The sequence below is a fragment of the Isoptericola sp. NPDC060185 genome, from assembly GCF_042728595.1.
Lineage (GTDB): Bacteria > Actinomycetota > Actinomycetes > Actinomycetales > Cellulomonadaceae > Isoptericola.
This window is the reverse complement of the sequence record NZ_JBHWYY010000012.1, coordinates 16977-32297: the sequence shown is the minus strand read 5'-3', so window position 1 is coordinate 32297 and position 15321 is coordinate 16977. Positions and strand designations below refer to the sequence as shown.

Genomic DNA, 15321 nt, shown 5'->3' with positions numbered 1-15321 from the left:
CCTCGCCGATCGGCAATGACGGCCGAGGTAGTGCCTCCCGTCCTGCGGTAGTGCCCGGCGGGACCTACCGCAGGACGGGTGGCACTACCTCGCAAGACGACGGCGGGCCGCCTCGGCGAGCGCCCGCCGGATGCGGGCGATCAGGCGGTCCGGGTCGGCGAGTTCCTCCCAGGTGACCCGGAGGACGGCCCACCCCGCCTCCGTGAGCGCGTCGTGGCGACGCTTCTCGGCGAGCAGCCGCTCGCGCGGGTCGCCGTACTCACCACCGGAGTACTTCACCGCGCCGTCGAACTCGATTCCCACCTTGAGGTCCGGCCAGCCGGCGTCCACCCAGACGGTGCCACGCCAGGTCTCCACGGCGACGGCGAGGGACGGCACCTCGACACCGGCCGAGTGCAGTGTCCAGCGCAGCCGCGACTCCCCCACCGACTCCGACCTCGCGTCGGCGAGCTCCAGGATCCGCCGCGCCTGCCGCACCCCGGGCCTCCCGGCCGCCTCGGCAAGGACGGATGCGGCGACGCGACGGTCAGCCCCCGCGCGCAGACCCGAGTCGGCGACGACGAGCCCGCGCTCGCCCGGCAGCCACCGGGCGCAGTCGACCATCGTGCGCTCGAGGGTCGTGACCGGGTGCCTGCGCAACGTGGTGCCCCGCTCCCGGCGCACCTTCGGCTTCCACGCCTGGCTGACGTGGACCTCCTCGGCAAGTCGGTAGACCCCCAGCCCGTGCAGTAGCGCTGCCGACTCGTGACTGAAGCAGTAGTCGGTGTGCAGCGTCCGGGACGCTGCGACGATCCTCGCCAGGACGCGCTGCTCCCGCTGCACCGCGGGCCCTGCCTCCGCTGGCGGCGGGCCTGCGTACTGGCCGCGCCCCACCCGTACCAGCTCACCGCGCCGCCGTCGACGCTCGATCGTGGATCGCCGCGACTCGTCGTAGGTCACGACCGGCGGCAGGGCTCTCGGCCGCGGGACGGCGGTGTCCCGCGGCCTCCGGCTGTCGCGTCGTGACGGGGGCGCGTCGTCGGGCATGGCACCAGCGTGGCAGGAGGCCGGCGCCGCCGGGGACGCCCTGTGGACGACGCGACCCGGTAGTGCCTCCCGTCCCGCGGTAGTGCCCCGCGGGACCTACGGCAGGACGCATGGCACTACCGCGCGGAACGCTCGGCGGCTGGCTAGCGTGGAGGCCGTGACGTCTCCGCAGCCCACACCGCACGTGCCGATCGGACGGATACCCGTCCTGGACCTCTCCCCCGTCGTCGAGGGCGGGCGCTGGCCGGCGAAGGCCGCGGTCGGCGAGGTGGTGCCCGTCGAGGCCACGGTGTTCCGGGAGGGGCACGACGCCGTCGGGGCCACCGCCGTTCTCCTCGCCCCGGACGGCGCGGTGCACTCCACCGCCCCGATGGTCGACGTTGCGCCCGGCCTGGACCGGTTCCGCGGCTTCGTCCAGCCGGACGGGGAGGGCGACTGGTCGTACCGCGTCGAGGCGTGGTCCGACCCGTACGGCACGTGGTCCCACGACGCGGTGATCAAGTTCGACGCCGGGCAGGACGTCGACCTGGTGCTCGCGGAAGGCCGGCTGCTGTTCGAGCGCATCGTCGCTCCGGAGCTGCAGGCCGCCCGGCCCGCCGCCGACGCGGCGACCCTCGAGGCGGCGGCCCGCGAGCTCGCCGACGCCACCCGCCCCCCCGAGGCACGCCTCGCGATGGCGATGACGGCGGCCGTGAATGACGCGCTGCGCCGGAATCCCCTGCGCGACCTCGTGACCGCGAGCGCCGCGTACCCGCTGCGCGTGAGCCGGCCGCTGGCGCTCGCCGGGAGCTGGTACGAGATGTTCCCGCGCTCCGAGGGGGCGAAGCGCCGCAAGGACGGGACGTGGCGGTCCGGCACGTTCGCGACGGCGGCGCAGCGGCTGCCGGCGATCGCGGAGATGGGGTTCGACGTCGTCTACCTCACCCCCGTGCACCCGATCGGCACCACGTTCCGCAAGGGCCGCAACAACACGCTGGACCCGCAGCCGGGCGACCCGGGCAGCCCGTACGCGATCGGCTCGCCCGACGGCGGGCACGACGCGATCCACCCCGACCTGGGCACGGAGCGGGACTTCCGCGCGTTCACGGCCGCCGCCCGGAAGGAGGGCCTGGAGGTGGCGCTCGACCTGGCGCTGCAGTGCTCGCCGGACCACCCGTGGGTGACCGAGCACCCGGAGTGGTTCACGGTGCGCGCGGACGGCACCATCGCCTACGCCGAGAACCCGCCCAAGAAGTACCAGGACATCTACCCGCTGAACTTCGACCGCGACCCCGAGGGCCTGTCGGCGGAGATCCTGCGGATCGTGGAGCTGTGGATCGACCGCGGCGTCACGGCGTTCCGCGTCGACAACCCGCACACGAAGCCGCTGGACTTCTGGGAGTGGTTGCTCGCGCGGGTGCACGCCGCGCACCCCGAGGTGATCTTCCTGTCCGAGGCGTTCACCCGGCCCGCGATGATGCAGACCCTCGCGCGGATCGGCTTCCACCAGTCGTACACGTACTTCACCTGGCGCAACACCAAGGAGGAGGTCGAGGAGTACCTCCAGGAGGTCGCCGGGCCGCAGGGCTCGGTGCTGCGCCCGTCGTTCTGGCCGACGACGCACGACATCCTGCCCCCGTACCTGCAGCACGGCGGCGTGGCGGGCTTCGCGGTGCGCGCGGTCCTGGCGGCGCTCGGCAGCCCGACGTGGGGGGTCTACTCCGGCTACGAGCTGGTGGAGAACGTGCCGCGCCCGGGCGTCGAGGAGCAGATCGACAACGAGAAGTACGAGTACAAGCCCCGCGACTGGTCGCAGGCCGACGTCATCGGGATCTCGACGCTGCTGCGCCGCCTCAACGAGGTCCGGCGCGCGCACCCGGCGCTGCAGCAGCTGCGCGACCTCGCCGTGCACCCCACGACGAACGACCAGGTGGTGGCGTTCTCGCGCCGCGTGCGGGCCGAGCACCTGCCCGCGGCCGGCCGGCCGGGCGCGACGCAGGACGACGTCGTGCTGGTGGTGCTCAACCTGGACCCTTGGGCCACGCAGGAGTCCACGGTGCTGCTCGACCTCGAGGCCCTCGGCCTGACGCGGCCCGACGGCGTGGAGGACCAGCCGTTCTTCGTCGCGCACGACGAGCTGTCGGGCGCCACGTACCCGTGGGGCGCGCACCCGTACGTCCGGCTCGACCCGCGCGAGCAGGTGGCGCACGTGCTCACGGTGGGGCTGGCATGACAGGCCGGCCATGACGGGACAGCGATGACCCCGGACGTGCCGGCCACGGCCCGCGGCGCACCGGTGCCCCGCCCGATCACGCGGCAGGTGCCGGTGCAGGCGCTGCCCACGCGCGCGCAGCCGACTCCACCACCGCTGGACAAGCCGGGCCTGTCCGACGACCCGGAGTGGTACCGCACGGCCGTGTTCTACGAGGTGATCGTGCGGGCGTTCTCGGACACGGCCGGCGGGGGCACGGGCGACCTGCGGGGCGTGACGGAGCGGCTCGACTACCTGCAGTGGCTGGGCGTGGACTGCCTGTGGCTGCCGCCGTTCTACCCGTCGCCGCTGCGCGACGGCGGGTACGACGTCGCGGACTTCACGGCGATCGCGGGCCAGTACGGCACGCTCGGCGACTTCACCGAGCTGATCGAGGCGGCGCACGCCCGCGGCATCCGCGTGGTGGTGGACCTGGTGATGAACCACACCAGCGACCAGCACCCGTGGTTCCAGGCGTCGCGCTCCGACCCGCAGGGCCCGTACGGCGACTTCTACGTGTGGTCCGACGACGACACCCGCTACCCGGACGCGCGCATCATCTTCGTGGACACCGAGACGTCCAACTGGACGTTCGACCCCGAGCGCCGGCAGTACTTCTGGCACCGCTTCTTCAGCCACCAGCCGGACCTCAACTTCGAGAACCCGCGCGTGGTGGACGCGATGCTCGACGTGGCGCGGTTCTGGCTGGGCATCGGCGTGGACGGGTTCCGGCTCGACGCCGTCCCGTACCTGTTCGAGGCCGAGGGCACCAACTGCGAGAACCTGCCGGAGACGCACGCGTTCCTGCGCCGGGTGCGCCGCATGATCGACGAGGAGTACCCGGGCCGGATCATGCTGGCCGAGGCCAACCAGTGGCCGCAGGAGGTGGTGGACTACTTCGGCACGGCGGACGAGCCCGAGTGCCACATGTGCTTCCACTTCCCGGTGATGCCGCGGGTGTACTACGCGATGCGCGACCAGCGCGCCCGGCCCCTGCTGGACATCCTCGCGGACACGCCGGACGTGCCCGCCCCGGGCGGCCAGTGGTCCACGTTCCTGCGCAACCACGACGAGCTGACCCTGGAGATGGTCTCCACGGAGGAGCGCGCGGCGATGTACGGGTGGTTCGCGCCCGACCCGCGCATGCGCGCCAACATCGGCATCCGCCGGCGCCTGGCGCCGCTGCTCGACAACTCCCGCAAGGAGATCGAGCTCGCGCACGCCCTCCTGCTGAGCCTGCCCGGCAGCCCGTGCCTGTACTACGGCGACGAGATCGGCATGGGCGACAACATCTGGCTGCCGGACCGCGACGCCGTGCGCACGCCCATGCAGTGGACGCCCGACCGCAACGCCGGCTTCTCCACCGCCGACCCGGGCCAGCTGTACCTGCCGCTGGTGCAGTCCCTGGTGCACCACTACCAGCACACCAACGTGGAGGCGCAGCTCGCGCAGTCGTCGTCGCTGCTGCACTGGGTGCACGGCATGCTCGCGGTGCGGCGGCTGCACCCGGCGTTCGGCACCGGCGACCTCGGTGCCCTCGACGCGGACGACGAGGCGGTGCTCGCGTTCACGCGCGCGACGCCGGACGAGACGCTGCTGGTGGCGGCGAACCTGTCCGCGACGGCGCGGTCGGCGCGGGTGCGGCTGCCGGGGTACGCGGGGTGGTCGCTGACCGACCTCTTCGGCGGGGCGAGGTTCCCCGACGTGGCGCCCGACGGCGAGGTCACGATGACATGGGGCTCGCGCGACTTCTACTGGCTGCTCCTCACGCCGCCGGCCGGGTCGGCCCCGGGGGGCGAGCGGGCATGACCGCCGTGCGGCCGGCCGCGGACGTCCCCGACCCGAGCGTCGGGGACCTGCTCGCGGCCTGGCTGCCCGGCCGCCGCTGGTTCCCCGCGGGCGGCGCGAGCGGCGCCGGCGTGCAGGTGGAGCCCTGGCTCGCGGTGACCTTCGACGACGAGCACGTCGTCGTCGTGCTCACCCGGCTGCGCGGCGCCGGGGTGCCGGGCGGCGCCGCGGTGGCGCAGGTGCCGCTGGTGCTCACCGACCCGGCCGACCGGGGGCCCGGGTTCATCGCGGAGGTGCACACCGCCGCAGGGCCGGTCGCGGTGCACGACGGCGGGGCCCACCCCGCGGGGTGGCTCGCGCTGCTGCGCGCGACCGGCGCCGGCGACGGGGTGCCCGACGCCGACCTGGTGGCCGGCGGGCACGTCGTCGCCGGGGAGCAGTCGAACACCAGCGTGGTGCTGCCGGGCGTGCCGTCCCCCGGGTCCTCGGGCGGGATGCTCAAGATCCTGCGGACCGTGACCCCGGGCCCGCACCCCGACGTCGTCGTGCCGCGCGCCCTCACGCGCGCCGGGTGGGACGGGGTGCCGCGGTTCCTCGGCGCCCTGCAGGTGCCCACCGGGCCGGGGGTGACCACGGCCCTGGCCGTGCTCAGCGAGCTGGTGCCCCAGGCCCAGGACGGGTTCGAGCTGGCCTGCGAGCACGCCGGGCGGGGCGAGTCGTTCGCGCACCTCGCGGCGGACCTCGGGCGCACCGTGGCGGAGCTGCACGTGGTGCTGCGCCAGGCCATGCCGCCGGGACCGCTGCTCGACCCGGAGGCGTTCGTGGGCGGCCTGCGCCGGAGGGCGGCGCTCGCCGCGGCCGAGGCGCCGTCCCTGGCCGCGCGCGAGACGGAGATCGACGCCCTCCTCGACGACCTGCAGGGCCGCCTGCCCCGGCTGCGCCTGCAGACCGTGCACGGTGACCTGCACCTGGGCCAGGCCCTGCACGGCGCCACCGGCTGGAAGCTGCTCGACTTCGAGGGCGAGCCGCAGCGCCCCGCCGCGGAGCGCTCCGCGCCGGACCTCCCCCTGCGCGACGTCGCGGGCATGGTCCGGTCGTTCGCGTACGCGGCGGCGGTGGGCGGGGCGCCCGACCCGTACTGGGAGGCGGAGGCCGTGCACGCCTTCGTCGCCCGCTACCGCCAGTCCGCCGACGCGTCGGCGGCGGTGAGCGGCCTGGCCTCCCGCCGCTCCCCGGACCTCGACCCGCCCACGGCCGACGCCGTCCTCGCCGCCCTCGTGCTCGACAAGGCGCTCTACGAGGTCGTCTACGAGACCCGGCAGCGGCCCGCGTGGGCGCACATCCCGCTGTCGGCCGTGGACCGCGCGCTCAGCCGGCCGCGCTGACGGCGGTCACCCGCAGCAGCACCGCCCGGTCCGGGTCGAGCACGGGCATCGCCAGCCCGACGTCGGCCAGCACCGCGCCGGGCAGCGTGACCCCGCCGGCGTCGACCCAGGGCAGCGTGGTGCCCCAGCGTGCGGCGACGCCGTCGAGCGTGCGCGCCGGCCCGTCCAGCCGCACCCGGTAGGTGCGCCGCCTGTCGAGGCCGGGCAGGGGCACCGCGCCGGGCGGCCACGTGTCCGAGGTGGCCGTGCATACCCAGGCGAACAGCGCGTCGTCCGCGCCGGGCGCGACGACGCCGTGCAGCCGGTAGGCGGGGTCGGGGTGCTCGGCGTGCACCGCGGCGCCGCCGTGCAGCAGGCCGCGCACCTCCGTGAAGTACGCCGCCCAGGCGGCGACGCGGGCCCGGTCCTCCGGCGCCGCTTCGGTGAGGTCCCACTCGATGCCGAGGTGCCCGAACAGGGCCGTCGCCGCGCGGAAGTCGAGCGGCACGGCCCGGCCCGACGTCGGCGCGACGGGGGCGCTGACGTGCGCGCCGAGCATCTCCGGCGGCACCAGCAGGCCGGTCCAGCGCTGGATCTGCTGCCGCTCGTGCGCGTCGGTCGAGTCCGAGGCCCACACGCGGTCGGTGCGCTCCAGGATCCCCAGGTCCACGCGCGCCCCGCCGGACGCGCAGGTCTCGATCTCCAGGCCCGGGTGGCGGGCACGCAGCTCGTCGAGCAGCCGGTAGAGGGCCAGGGTCTGCCGGTGCGCGGCCGCGCGGCCCGACGGCGCGTGCCCCGCGCCGACGAGCTCCCGGTTGTGGTCCCACTTGAGGGAGGCGATCGGGTACTCCTCGAGCAGGGCGTCGAGCTGGTCCCGCACGTGCGCGTACGCGCCCGGGTGGGCCAGGTCGAGCACCTGCTGGCGCCGCGCGGGGCCCAGCGGGCGCCCGCCCGCGCCGGTGAGCAGCCACTCCGGGTGGGCCCGCGCCAGGTCGGAGTCCGGGTTGACCATCTCGGGCTCCACCCACAGCCCGACGTCCATCCCGAGCGCGCGCACGCGGTCCACCAGCGGCCACAGCCCGTCGGGCCAGACGTCGGGCGAGACCACCCAGTCGCCCAGGCCGGCGCCGTCGTCGCGCCGCGCGCCGAACCACCCGTCGTCGAGCACGAACCGCTCGGCGCCCGCCGCGGCGGCCGCCTCGGCCAGCGCGGTGAGCCGCCCCAGGTCGTGGTCGAACGTCACCGCCTCCCACGTGTTCACGACGACCGGTCGCGGCGCGCGGGGGTGCTGGGGACGCGCGCGTAGCCAGTCGTGCACGCGGGCGCGCACGCCGTCGAGCCCGACGCCGTGCACCGCGTACGTCCACGGCGAGACGTACTCCTCGCCGGCGCCGAGGCGCACCTCGCCCGGCAGCAGTGCCTCCCCCGCGGCGAGCAGGGCGACGCCGTGGGGCGAGCGCTCGGCGACCATGCGCTGGTTGCCCGACCAGCCGACGTGCACGGCCCACACCTCGCCGTGCCGGTCGCCGAACCCGGGCTCCCCCGCGCAGAGCAGGAAGCCGCTGTCGAACCCGGGCCGGCCGCGCAGGCTGCCGCGCTCGTGCCGCCCGTGCACGAACGGCAGCCGCTGCGGCGACCGCTCGCGCAGCTGGTGGCCGGTGACGTCCAGCAGCTCCACGGCGCGCGCCGGCACCGGCAGCGCCGGCAGCACGCCGGCGAGGTCGTAGGGCGCGGTCGGGTCGACGGTCGGGTCGCCGGTCGGTCCCGACGTCGAGCGCACCGCGGCGCGCAGCCGGACCAGGCCGGAGCGCGCCTGCTCGACCTCGAGGCGCAGGGCCAGACCGGCGTCCTCGTCGGCCGCCGTCACGACGACACCAGAGGCCCACGGCGCGGGCAGCTCCACGGTCTCGACGCCCGTCACGACGAACCGCGGCGCCGGGGCGGCCCCCGCCCGGTGGCCGGTGACGCCCTGCAGCCCCGGCCAGCCGGCGGACGCCTCGGGCAGCAGGGACACCGGCATCGGTCCGTCGACGGGGTACCCGAACGGCTGCGGCGCGGCGGCGAGCGCCAGCGCCGCCAGCGCGTCGTCGTCGAGGTCGCCGAGGTCGGCGCCCCAGTGCACGACGGCCGGCAGCCGCCCGCCGGCGAGGCGCAGCACGAGGCTCACCCCGCCGGCGCGCAGGTGCACGTGCCGGGCGGCGTCCGTCACCGGTCGGCGACGAGCTGGTTGAGCGACCGCAGCACGTGCGGCGCCACAAGCGCGTCGGGGTCGACGTCCGCGCCGTCGGGCACGGTCACGCGCAGGGTGACGCTCTCCCCCGGCAGCAGGGTGACGAGCATGTCGTCCACCCGGGCGTCGGGGTGCGCCTTGTCCGCGAGGAGGGTGAGGTCGCGCACCAGGTTCTGCGCGGTGACCCGCACCAGGAACCCGCCCGGGACGGCGTCCACCGCGGTCTGCAGGCGGGGCGCGGCGAGCGCGGAGTCGCGCGGCTCGGCGGCGAACCACAGGTCCCGGGCATCGCCGACGGTCGCGACGAGCACCTCGGACCCCGCGCCGTCGGCGCCGGCACCGTCAGAGACCGATGCGAGCGCCGAGGGCACCGGCACGGTGACCGCGGCCCGGGGCCCGACCTCGACGACCTGCTCGGACGCGGCCACCTCGGCCCCGTCGAAGCCCACCCGGCGCCACCGCAGCGTGCCGGCCCAGGCCTCGTCGGTGTCGTTGACGAGCACCGCCGCCAGGGTGTCGGTGCCGTCCCCGGCCGGCTCGCCGCCCGCGGCGGAGCGCGGCTGGATCGTCACGAGCCGGTCGGCGTGCGCGCGGGCGAGGGCGTGCAGCAGCGGCTTGGGGCGGCCGTCGCCGTCCACGGCGGCCCACGACGTCACCGGCCAGCAGTCGTTGAGCTGCCACATCACCGACCCCATGCAGCGGGGGCTCCACGAGCGCAGGTGCTCCACCGCGACGCGGACGGCGGTGGCCTGGTTCCAGGACATCGCCCAGTGCCAGTCGTCCATGTCGTCCGGCAGCGGCACGTGGGCCACCAGGCCGTCGGTGAGCTTGTCGTTGCCGCTCGCCGCCTTCTGGTGCACCTGCATGCCCGGCGACTCGGGCGTCAGCGGGTCGTCGCTCACCGAGCGCACGAGCGTGGACCAGGTGGGCGGGCCCTGCCAGCCGAACTCCGCCATGAACCTCGGCACGACGTCCCGGTAGTGCGGCCAGTCCTCCCGGTTCCACAGCTCCCAGGAGTGCATGGACCCGTGCCGCGGGTCGTTGGGGAACAGGTCGGGCTTGATCGGCAGGTCGCCGGACCAGGGGCTCGACGGCGTGTACGGGCGGGTGCCGTCGAGCTCGGCGACGACGGCCGGCAGCAGGTTCTCGTAGTAGTCGAGCCCCCAGGTGCGGCCGTCGAGGCGCTTGATCCAGCCCCAGGTGCCGTGGCCCCAGATGTTCTCGTTGCTGCCGTTCCACAGCACGAGGCTCGGGTGGGGCGCCAGCCGGGCGACGTTGTCGCGGGCCTCCGCCTCCACCTCCGCCCGCAGCGGCTCCTCCTCCGCGTACGCGGCGCAGGCGAACGCGAAGTCCTGCCACACGAGCACGCCGCGCTCGTCGCACTCGGCGTAGAAGTCGTCGGCCTCGTAGACCCCGCCGCCCCACACGCGCAGCAGGTTGATGCCGGCCAGCTCCGCCTGGTCGAGGCGCGCGGCGTAGCGGGCGCGGGTGACGCGCGGCAGGAACTCGTCGTCGGGGATCCAGTTGGCGCCCTTGACCCACACGGGCCGGTCGTTGACCACGATCGTGAACGACGTGCCGTCGGCGTCCGGCTCCACCGCGAGCCGCGCGGTGCGGAAGCCGGTGCGCGTCGCCCAGCGGTCGAGGGCGTCGTCGGGCGCCGGGGCGGCGCCGTCCGTGTCGGCAGCCGTGAGAGTCGCCGCGACGTCGTGCAGCGGCTGGTCGCCGTACCCGCGCGGCCACCAGAGGGCGGCGTCCGGCACCTCGAGGCGCACGAGGGCGGCGTCCTCCCCCGCGGCCAGGTGCGCGGTGCCGGCGACGTCTGCGCCGTGCCCGGTCACGCGGACGGCGACGTCGAGCGGGCCGGCGTCCCGCGCCCCCGCGCGCTCCACGCGGACGTGCACGTCGAGCAGGCCGACGCCGCGGGCGACGTCGGCGGTCGCCAGCGGGCGGACCTCGGCGAGGCGGGCCGTGCTCCACGACTCGAGCCGCGCGGGCCGCCAGACGCCGACCGTCGCGGCGTCGATGCCCCAGTCCCAGCCGAAGTTGTACGCGGCCTTGCGCAGCGCGTTGAACGGGTGGTGGTTCACCTGCGGGCGGTACCCGAGGGACAGGCTGCGGGCGTCGGCCTCGCGCACGGGCGACGCGAACCGCACCGTCAGCTCGTTGGCGCCCGGGCGGAGCAGCGCCGAGACGTCGAACCGGTAGCGGCGGTGCTGGTTCGCGGTGCGGCCCACCTCGGCGCCGTTGAGCGTGATCGTGGCGACCGTGTCGAGGCCGTCGAGGACCAGGTCCTGCCGGTCGCGGCCGTCGGGCTCCCACGCGACGGTGGTGCGGTACTCCCAGTCGCACGCCGAGACCCACTTCAGCAGCGCCTCGTGGTCGTCGAGGTACGGGTCGGGGATGAGGCCCGCGGCGAGCAGGTCGGTGTGCACGGTTCCGGGCACGGTGGCGGGGACGCCGCGCGGGTCGTGCAGGACGGCGGCGAGGTCGTCGGGGACGGGGCCCGCGACGGCGCGGACGGTCCAGCCGTCGTGCAGCTCGCGCGAGACGGCGGTGGTGCGGGACATGCGGTTCCTCCGGAGGATGTCGGGGGTCACGAGACGGGGATGACGGCGCGGCGGGGCGACGGGAGCAGCGGCGAGGGGGTCGGTGGCGGCGGAAGCGGTGGCGGCGACCCGGTCAGCCGGCCGCGACGCGCAGGCCGCCGGTGCGGGCCACGAGTTCGCCCTGCAGGACGAGGGCGGCCGCGCCGATCGCGGCGGCCTCCGCCGCGGCGGACGAGATGACCACCTGGACGCCGTGGTCCTGCGGCGCGAACGACGACGCGGCCAGGCGCTCCTGGACGGCGGGCAGGTAGAGCGACCCGGCGAGCGCCATCGCCGGGCCCGTGAGGACGAGGCGGTCGACGTCGAGCACGCGCGCGAGGGTCTGCGCGGCGATCGCGACGTAGCGGGCCGAGCGGTGCAGCAGGTTGGCGGCGACGGGGTCGCCCGCGAGCGCCGCGCGGGCGAGGGCCGCGAAGCGCACCGACACGGGCCGGTCCGCGCCGCCGAGGTCGAAGCCGGCCGCCTCGGCCGCCGCGACCACGACCCGTGGGCCGCCCAGGGCCTCCACGCAGCCGCGCGACCCGCACCAGCACTCCGGCCCGTCGGCCTCCACGCACACGTGCCCGATCTCGCCCGCGTTGGAGCTCACGCCGCGCAGCGGGACGCCGTCGAGCACGGCGCCGGAGCCGATCCCGGTGGCGAGGTACAGCGCCGCGAACGCCGTGCTGCCCCCCGCCCCGCCGGTCCAGTGCTCGCCCACGGCCGCGGCCGTCGCGTCGTTGTCGAGGACGACGGGCAGCCCCGTCGCCTCCCCGAGCCGCGGGCCGAGGGGGAAGTCCGCCCAGCCGCCCGCGGCCGGCCCGGTCAGGACCATTCGCGAGCCGGTCGCGAGCGGGCCCGGCGAGACGACGCCGAGGCCGAGCACGTTCTCCCAGCGGGCGCCGGCGCTGTCGACCAGGCCGCGCACCGTCTCGGCCATGCCCCGCACCACGTCGTCCGGGTCCCCGGTCACCGAGGTGCGGCGCAGCCGCGCCACCACCGCGCCGTCGAGGTTCACCAGGGCGTACGTGACGTCCGTGCCGTCCAGGTGCACCCCCACGGCGTGCCGGCTCGTGGGCACCAGCTCCAGCAGCACGCGCCGCTTGCCGCCGGTGGACTCCCCGAGCCCCGACTCCTGCACCAGCCCGTCCTCGATGAGCCGGCGCACCGTGGTCGACACGGTGGCCCCGGTCAGGCCCGTGGCGGCCGTGATCTCGACGCGGCTGATCGTCCCCGCGGCGCGGATCGCGTCGAGCACGGCCGAGCGGCTCGACGGCCCCGCCGCCGGCCCGGCACCACCGAGCACCTCTGTCATGGTCAACCTCCCGGCTCAGGGTGTCACGACACGGGCGCCGCGCGCCCGCCTGCGGCGCGCGGCGCCCGGTCACGACAGCTCCGCGAGGCGCCGGTCGGGGTCCGGCGACGCCGCGCGCAGCGTCTTGGTGTAGTCGTGCTGCGGGCGCAGGATGACGTCGTCGGCCGGCCCGCCCTCCACGATCCGGCCCTGGTGCATCACCAGGATCTCGTCGGAGAAGTGCCGGGCGGTGGCCAGGTCGTGCGTGATGTACAGGACGCCGAGGTCGTCCTCCTCCTGCAGCGACGCGAGCAGGTTGAGCACGCCGAGCCGGATGGACACGTCGAGCATGGAGACGGGTTCGTCGGCCACGAGGATGCCGGGCTCGGGCGCGAGTGCTCGGGCGATGGCGACCCGCTGCCGCTGCCCGCCGGACAGCTCGTGCGGGCGGCGCTGGGCGTACGCCTCGGCGGGGTCCAGGCGCACGCGCCGCAGCAGCCCCAGTACCCGCTCCCGCACCTCGGCGTCGCCGAGGCGCGGGTGGTGCAGGCGCACCGGCCGCTCCAGGTGGTGGCCGATCGAGTGGTACGGGTTGAGGGAGCCGAAGGGGTCCTGGAACACCATCTGCACCCGGCTGCGGTAGGCCACCTCGGCCCGCCGCCCCCGCCGCACGCGGGCGCCGTCCACGAGGATCTCTCCCGTGGTGGGGCGCTCCAGGTGCATGAGCATCTTTGCGACCGTCGACTTGCCGGACCCGGACTGGCCCACCAGGGCGGTGGTCCGGCCGGGCTCGAGCCGGAAGGACACCCCGTCCACGGCCCGCAGCACGGTGGACCGGAAGCCGGCGCGCAGCCGGTACTCCTTGACGACGTCGCGCACCTCGAGCGTGGTCATACCGTCTCCTCCTCGACGTCGGCGGCCGGGCGCACCGCCCGCGACCCGTGCCGCACGAACCCGCCGCGCTCCCCGGTGAGGCTGGGGAACGACGACAGCAGCGTGCGCGTGTACTCGTGCTGGGGGCTGGTGTAGAGCGTGAGCGCGTCGGCCAGCTCCACCACCCGGCCCTCGCGCATCACCGCGATCCGGTCGCTGATCTCCAGCAGCAGCGGCAGGTCGTGGGTGATGAACATGACCGCGAAGCCGAGCTCGTCGCGCAGGCGGGAGATCTCCTGCAGGATCTCGCGCTGGACGACGACGTCGAGCGCCGTCGTCGGCTCGTCCATGATCATGACCTGCGGGTCGAGCGCCATCGCCATCGCGATCATCACGCGCTGCCGCATGCCGCCGGACAGCTCGTGCGGGTACGCGGTGAGCCGGTTGCGGTCCACCCCGACCCGCTCGAGCAGCTCGCCGCACAGGGTGCGGCGCTGCGCCTTCGACATGTCGGGCCGGTGCGTGGACAGCACGTCGTCGAGCTGGTCGCGGACCTTCTTCACGGGGTTGAGCGAGTTCATCGCCCCCTGGAAGACCATCGAGATCTTCGACCAGCGGAACTGCCGCAGCTCCTCGCCGTCCATCCGCATGACGTCCAGGGCGTACCCCTCGCGGGAGTGGAACTCGACCGACCCGGACGTCACCTCGGCCGGCGGCTTGAGCAGCCGGGTCACCCCGTAGGCGAGCGTCGACTTGCCGCAGCCGGACTCGCCGGCCAGCCCCAGGACCTCGCCGCGGCCCAGCTCCAGGCTGACGTCGCGCACGGCGTGCACGGGCGTCGCGGTCTGGTACGTGATGCTGAGGTCCCGGATGGACAGCACCGGCGGGCGACCGGTGCCCGTCGGTGCCGGGCTCGTCTGCGTCGCCGCGCTCATGCGGCCACCTCCGTCGGGTCGGTCGCCACGGCGGCGGTGCGCGCGCTGCGGCGCCACCCCTTGCGCTCGGAGCGCGTCTGGCTGCGCAGTTTCGGGTTGATGATCTCGTCGATGGAGTAGTTGACCAGCGACAGCGCGGCGCCGAAGACGGCGATCGCCAGGCCCGGCGGCACGAACCACCACCAGGCGCCGAGGCGCAGGGCCAGGCCGTTCTGCGCGTAGTAGAGCATCGTGCCCCAGGTGAACGACCCGGTGGCCCCGAGCCCGAGGAACGACAGGCCGGCCTCGCCGAGGATGGCGAAGATGACCGCCATGACCACCTGCGACGCGAGCAGCGGGATGAGGTTCGGCAGGATCTCGACGACGAGCACGCGCCACGGCCGCTCCCCCGCCACGCGGGCGGCGAGCACGTAGTCCCGGCCGCGGACGCTGAGGGTGAAGCCGCGCAGCACGCGCGCCGACCCGGCCCAGCCGGTGATCGCCAGCACGAACGCCACGAGCAGGATGCTCTTGTCCGGCACGTAGCTGGAGATGACGATCACCAGCGGCAGGCCGGGGATCACCAGCATGACGTTCGAGAGCAGGGAGAACGCCTCGTCGGTGAGGCCGCCGGCGTACGCGCCGACGACGCCGAAGAAGGCCGAGAGCACCAGGGTGAGCACTCCCACGATCGCGCCGATGAGCAGCGACCCGCGGGTCGCGTAGGCGAGCTGGGCGAGCACGTCCTGGCCGGTCTGGGTGGTGCCGAGCAGGTGGTCGGCGGACGGCGGCGTCATGCCGATGCTGTTCACCGCCGACGGGTCCTGCACGACCAGCGGGCCGAGCAGCCCGAAGAGCACGAACGCGGCCACGAGGCCCGACCCGACGACGAGCTTGGGGGTGAGCGGGGGCAGCGGGATGCGGCGCCCGCCGCCGGGGGGCGGCGCCCCGGCCGCCGTGTCGACGCCCGCGGCGTCGACGATCTCGGAGGAGGTGATCGACATCGATCCGTCC

At 75.3% G+C, this 15321-nt stretch carries 10 protein-coding genes; 3 read left to right on the top strand and 7 right to left on the bottom strand.

Going from position 1 to position 15321, the window contains the following annotated elements:
* Window positions 1-84: 84 nt before the first annotated feature.
* Complete coding sequence (locus ACFWDO_RS06875) at window positions 85-822, bottom strand: hypothetical protein (protein WP_380315666.1); 738 nt, start codon at window positions 820-822, stop codon at window positions 85-87.
* Window positions 823-1174: 352 nt separating this feature from the next.
* Here ACFWDO_RS06875 and ACFWDO_RS06870 point away from each other — a divergent pair, with 352 nt between their 5' ends.
* Genes ACFWDO_RS06870 through ACFWDO_RS06860 form a run of 3 tightly spaced genes read left to right on the top strand, consistent with a single transcriptional unit; the run spans window position 1175 to window position 6429 of the window.
* Window positions 1175-3238 (top strand): alpha-1,4-glucan--maltose-1-phosphate maltosyltransferase, encoded by a 2064-nt coding sequence (locus ACFWDO_RS06870; protein ID WP_380315669.1) that lies wholly within the window; start codon window positions 1175-1177, stop codon window positions 3236-3238.
* Between the two features lie 24 nt (window positions 3239-3262).
* Window positions 3263-5065 carry a maltose alpha-D-glucosyltransferase gene (gene treS / locus ACFWDO_RS06865; protein WP_380315672.1) on the top strand — a complete coding sequence of 601 codons (1803 nt, stop codon included), beginning with the start codon at window positions 3263-3265 and terminating at the stop codon, window positions 5063-5065.
* The gene (locus ACFWDO_RS06860; protein ID WP_380315675.1) at window positions 5062-6429 is read left to right on the top strand and encodes an aminoglycoside phosphotransferase; all 1368 of its coding nucleotides are present in this window, start codon (window positions 5062-5064) and stop codon (window positions 6427-6429) included. The genes treS and ACFWDO_RS06860 overlap by 4 nt, the downstream gene beginning before the upstream one ends.
* Here the strand turns inward: ACFWDO_RS06860 and ACFWDO_RS06855 are convergent.
* From ACFWDO_RS06855 to ACFWDO_RS06830, 6 genes are all read right to left on the bottom strand, one after another.
* Window positions 6413-8617: an alpha-galactosidase gene (locus tag ACFWDO_RS06855; protein WP_380315677.1), complete on the bottom strand. Its 2205-nt coding sequence runs from the start codon at window positions 8615-8617 to the stop codon at window positions 6413-6415. The two genes, ACFWDO_RS06860 and ACFWDO_RS06855, sit on opposite strands and share 17 nt — an antisense overlap.
* Window positions 8614-11208: a glycoside hydrolase family 2 protein gene (locus tag ACFWDO_RS06850; RefSeq protein WP_380315680.1), complete on the bottom strand. Its 2595-nt coding sequence runs from the start codon at window positions 11206-11208 to the stop codon at window positions 8614-8616. Before ACFWDO_RS06850 ends, ACFWDO_RS06855 begins: the two co-directional genes overlap by 4 nt.
* A 112-nt stretch (window positions 11209-11320) precedes the next feature.
* Window positions 11321-12541, bottom strand: coding sequence for an ROK family protein (locus tag ACFWDO_RS06845; protein ID WP_380315683.1), 1221 nt, complete (start codon window positions 12539-12541; stop codon window positions 11321-11323).
* 69 nt (window positions 12542-12610) lie between these two features.
* A complete protein-coding gene (locus tag ACFWDO_RS06840; RefSeq protein WP_380315686.1) occupies window positions 12611-13414 on the bottom strand; it encodes an ABC transporter ATP-binding protein in 804 nt (267 codons plus the stop codon).
* Complete coding sequence (locus ACFWDO_RS06835; protein WP_380315689.1) at window positions 13411-14328, bottom strand: ABC transporter ATP-binding protein; 918 nt, start codon at window positions 14326-14328, stop codon at window positions 13411-13413. The genes ACFWDO_RS06840 and ACFWDO_RS06835 overlap by 4 nt, the downstream gene beginning before the upstream one ends.
* Window positions 14325-15311, bottom strand: a complete 987-nt coding sequence (locus ACFWDO_RS06830; RefSeq protein WP_380315692.1) for an ABC transporter permease — start codon at window positions 15309-15311, stop codon at window positions 14325-14327. The genes ACFWDO_RS06835 and ACFWDO_RS06830 overlap by 4 nt, the downstream gene beginning before the upstream one ends.
* Window positions 15312-15321 lie beyond the last annotated feature (10 nt).

Bases quoted from the DNA above. Each gene is read 5' to 3' on its own strand.
- treS (WP_380315672.1), top strand. From the start codon at position 3,263: ATGACCCCGGACGTGCCGGCCACGGCCCGCGGCGCACCGGTGCCCCGC.
- ACFWDO_RS06860 (WP_380315675.1), top strand. From the start codon at position 5,062: ATGACCGCCGTGCGGCCGGCCGCGGACGTCCCCGACCCGAGCGTCGGG.
- ACFWDO_RS06850 (WP_380315680.1), bottom strand. From the start codon at position 11,208: ATGTCCCGCACCACCGCCGTCTCGCGCGAGCTGCACGACGGCTGGACC.
- ACFWDO_RS06845 (WP_380315683.1), bottom strand. From the start codon at position 12,541: ATGACAGAGGTGCTCGGTGGTGCCGGGCCGGCGGCGGGGCCGTCGAGC.
- ACFWDO_RS06840 (WP_380315686.1), bottom strand. From the start codon at position 13,414: ATGACCACGCTCGAGGTGCGCGACGTCGTCAAGGAGTACCGGCTGCGC.
- ACFWDO_RS06835 (WP_380315689.1), bottom strand. From the start codon at position 14,328: ATGAGCGCGGCGACGCAGACGAGCCCGGCACCGACGGGCACCGGTCGC.
- ACFWDO_RS06830 (WP_380315692.1), bottom strand. From the start codon at position 15,311: ATGTCGATCACCTCCTCCGAGATCGTCGACGCCGCGGGCGTCGACACG.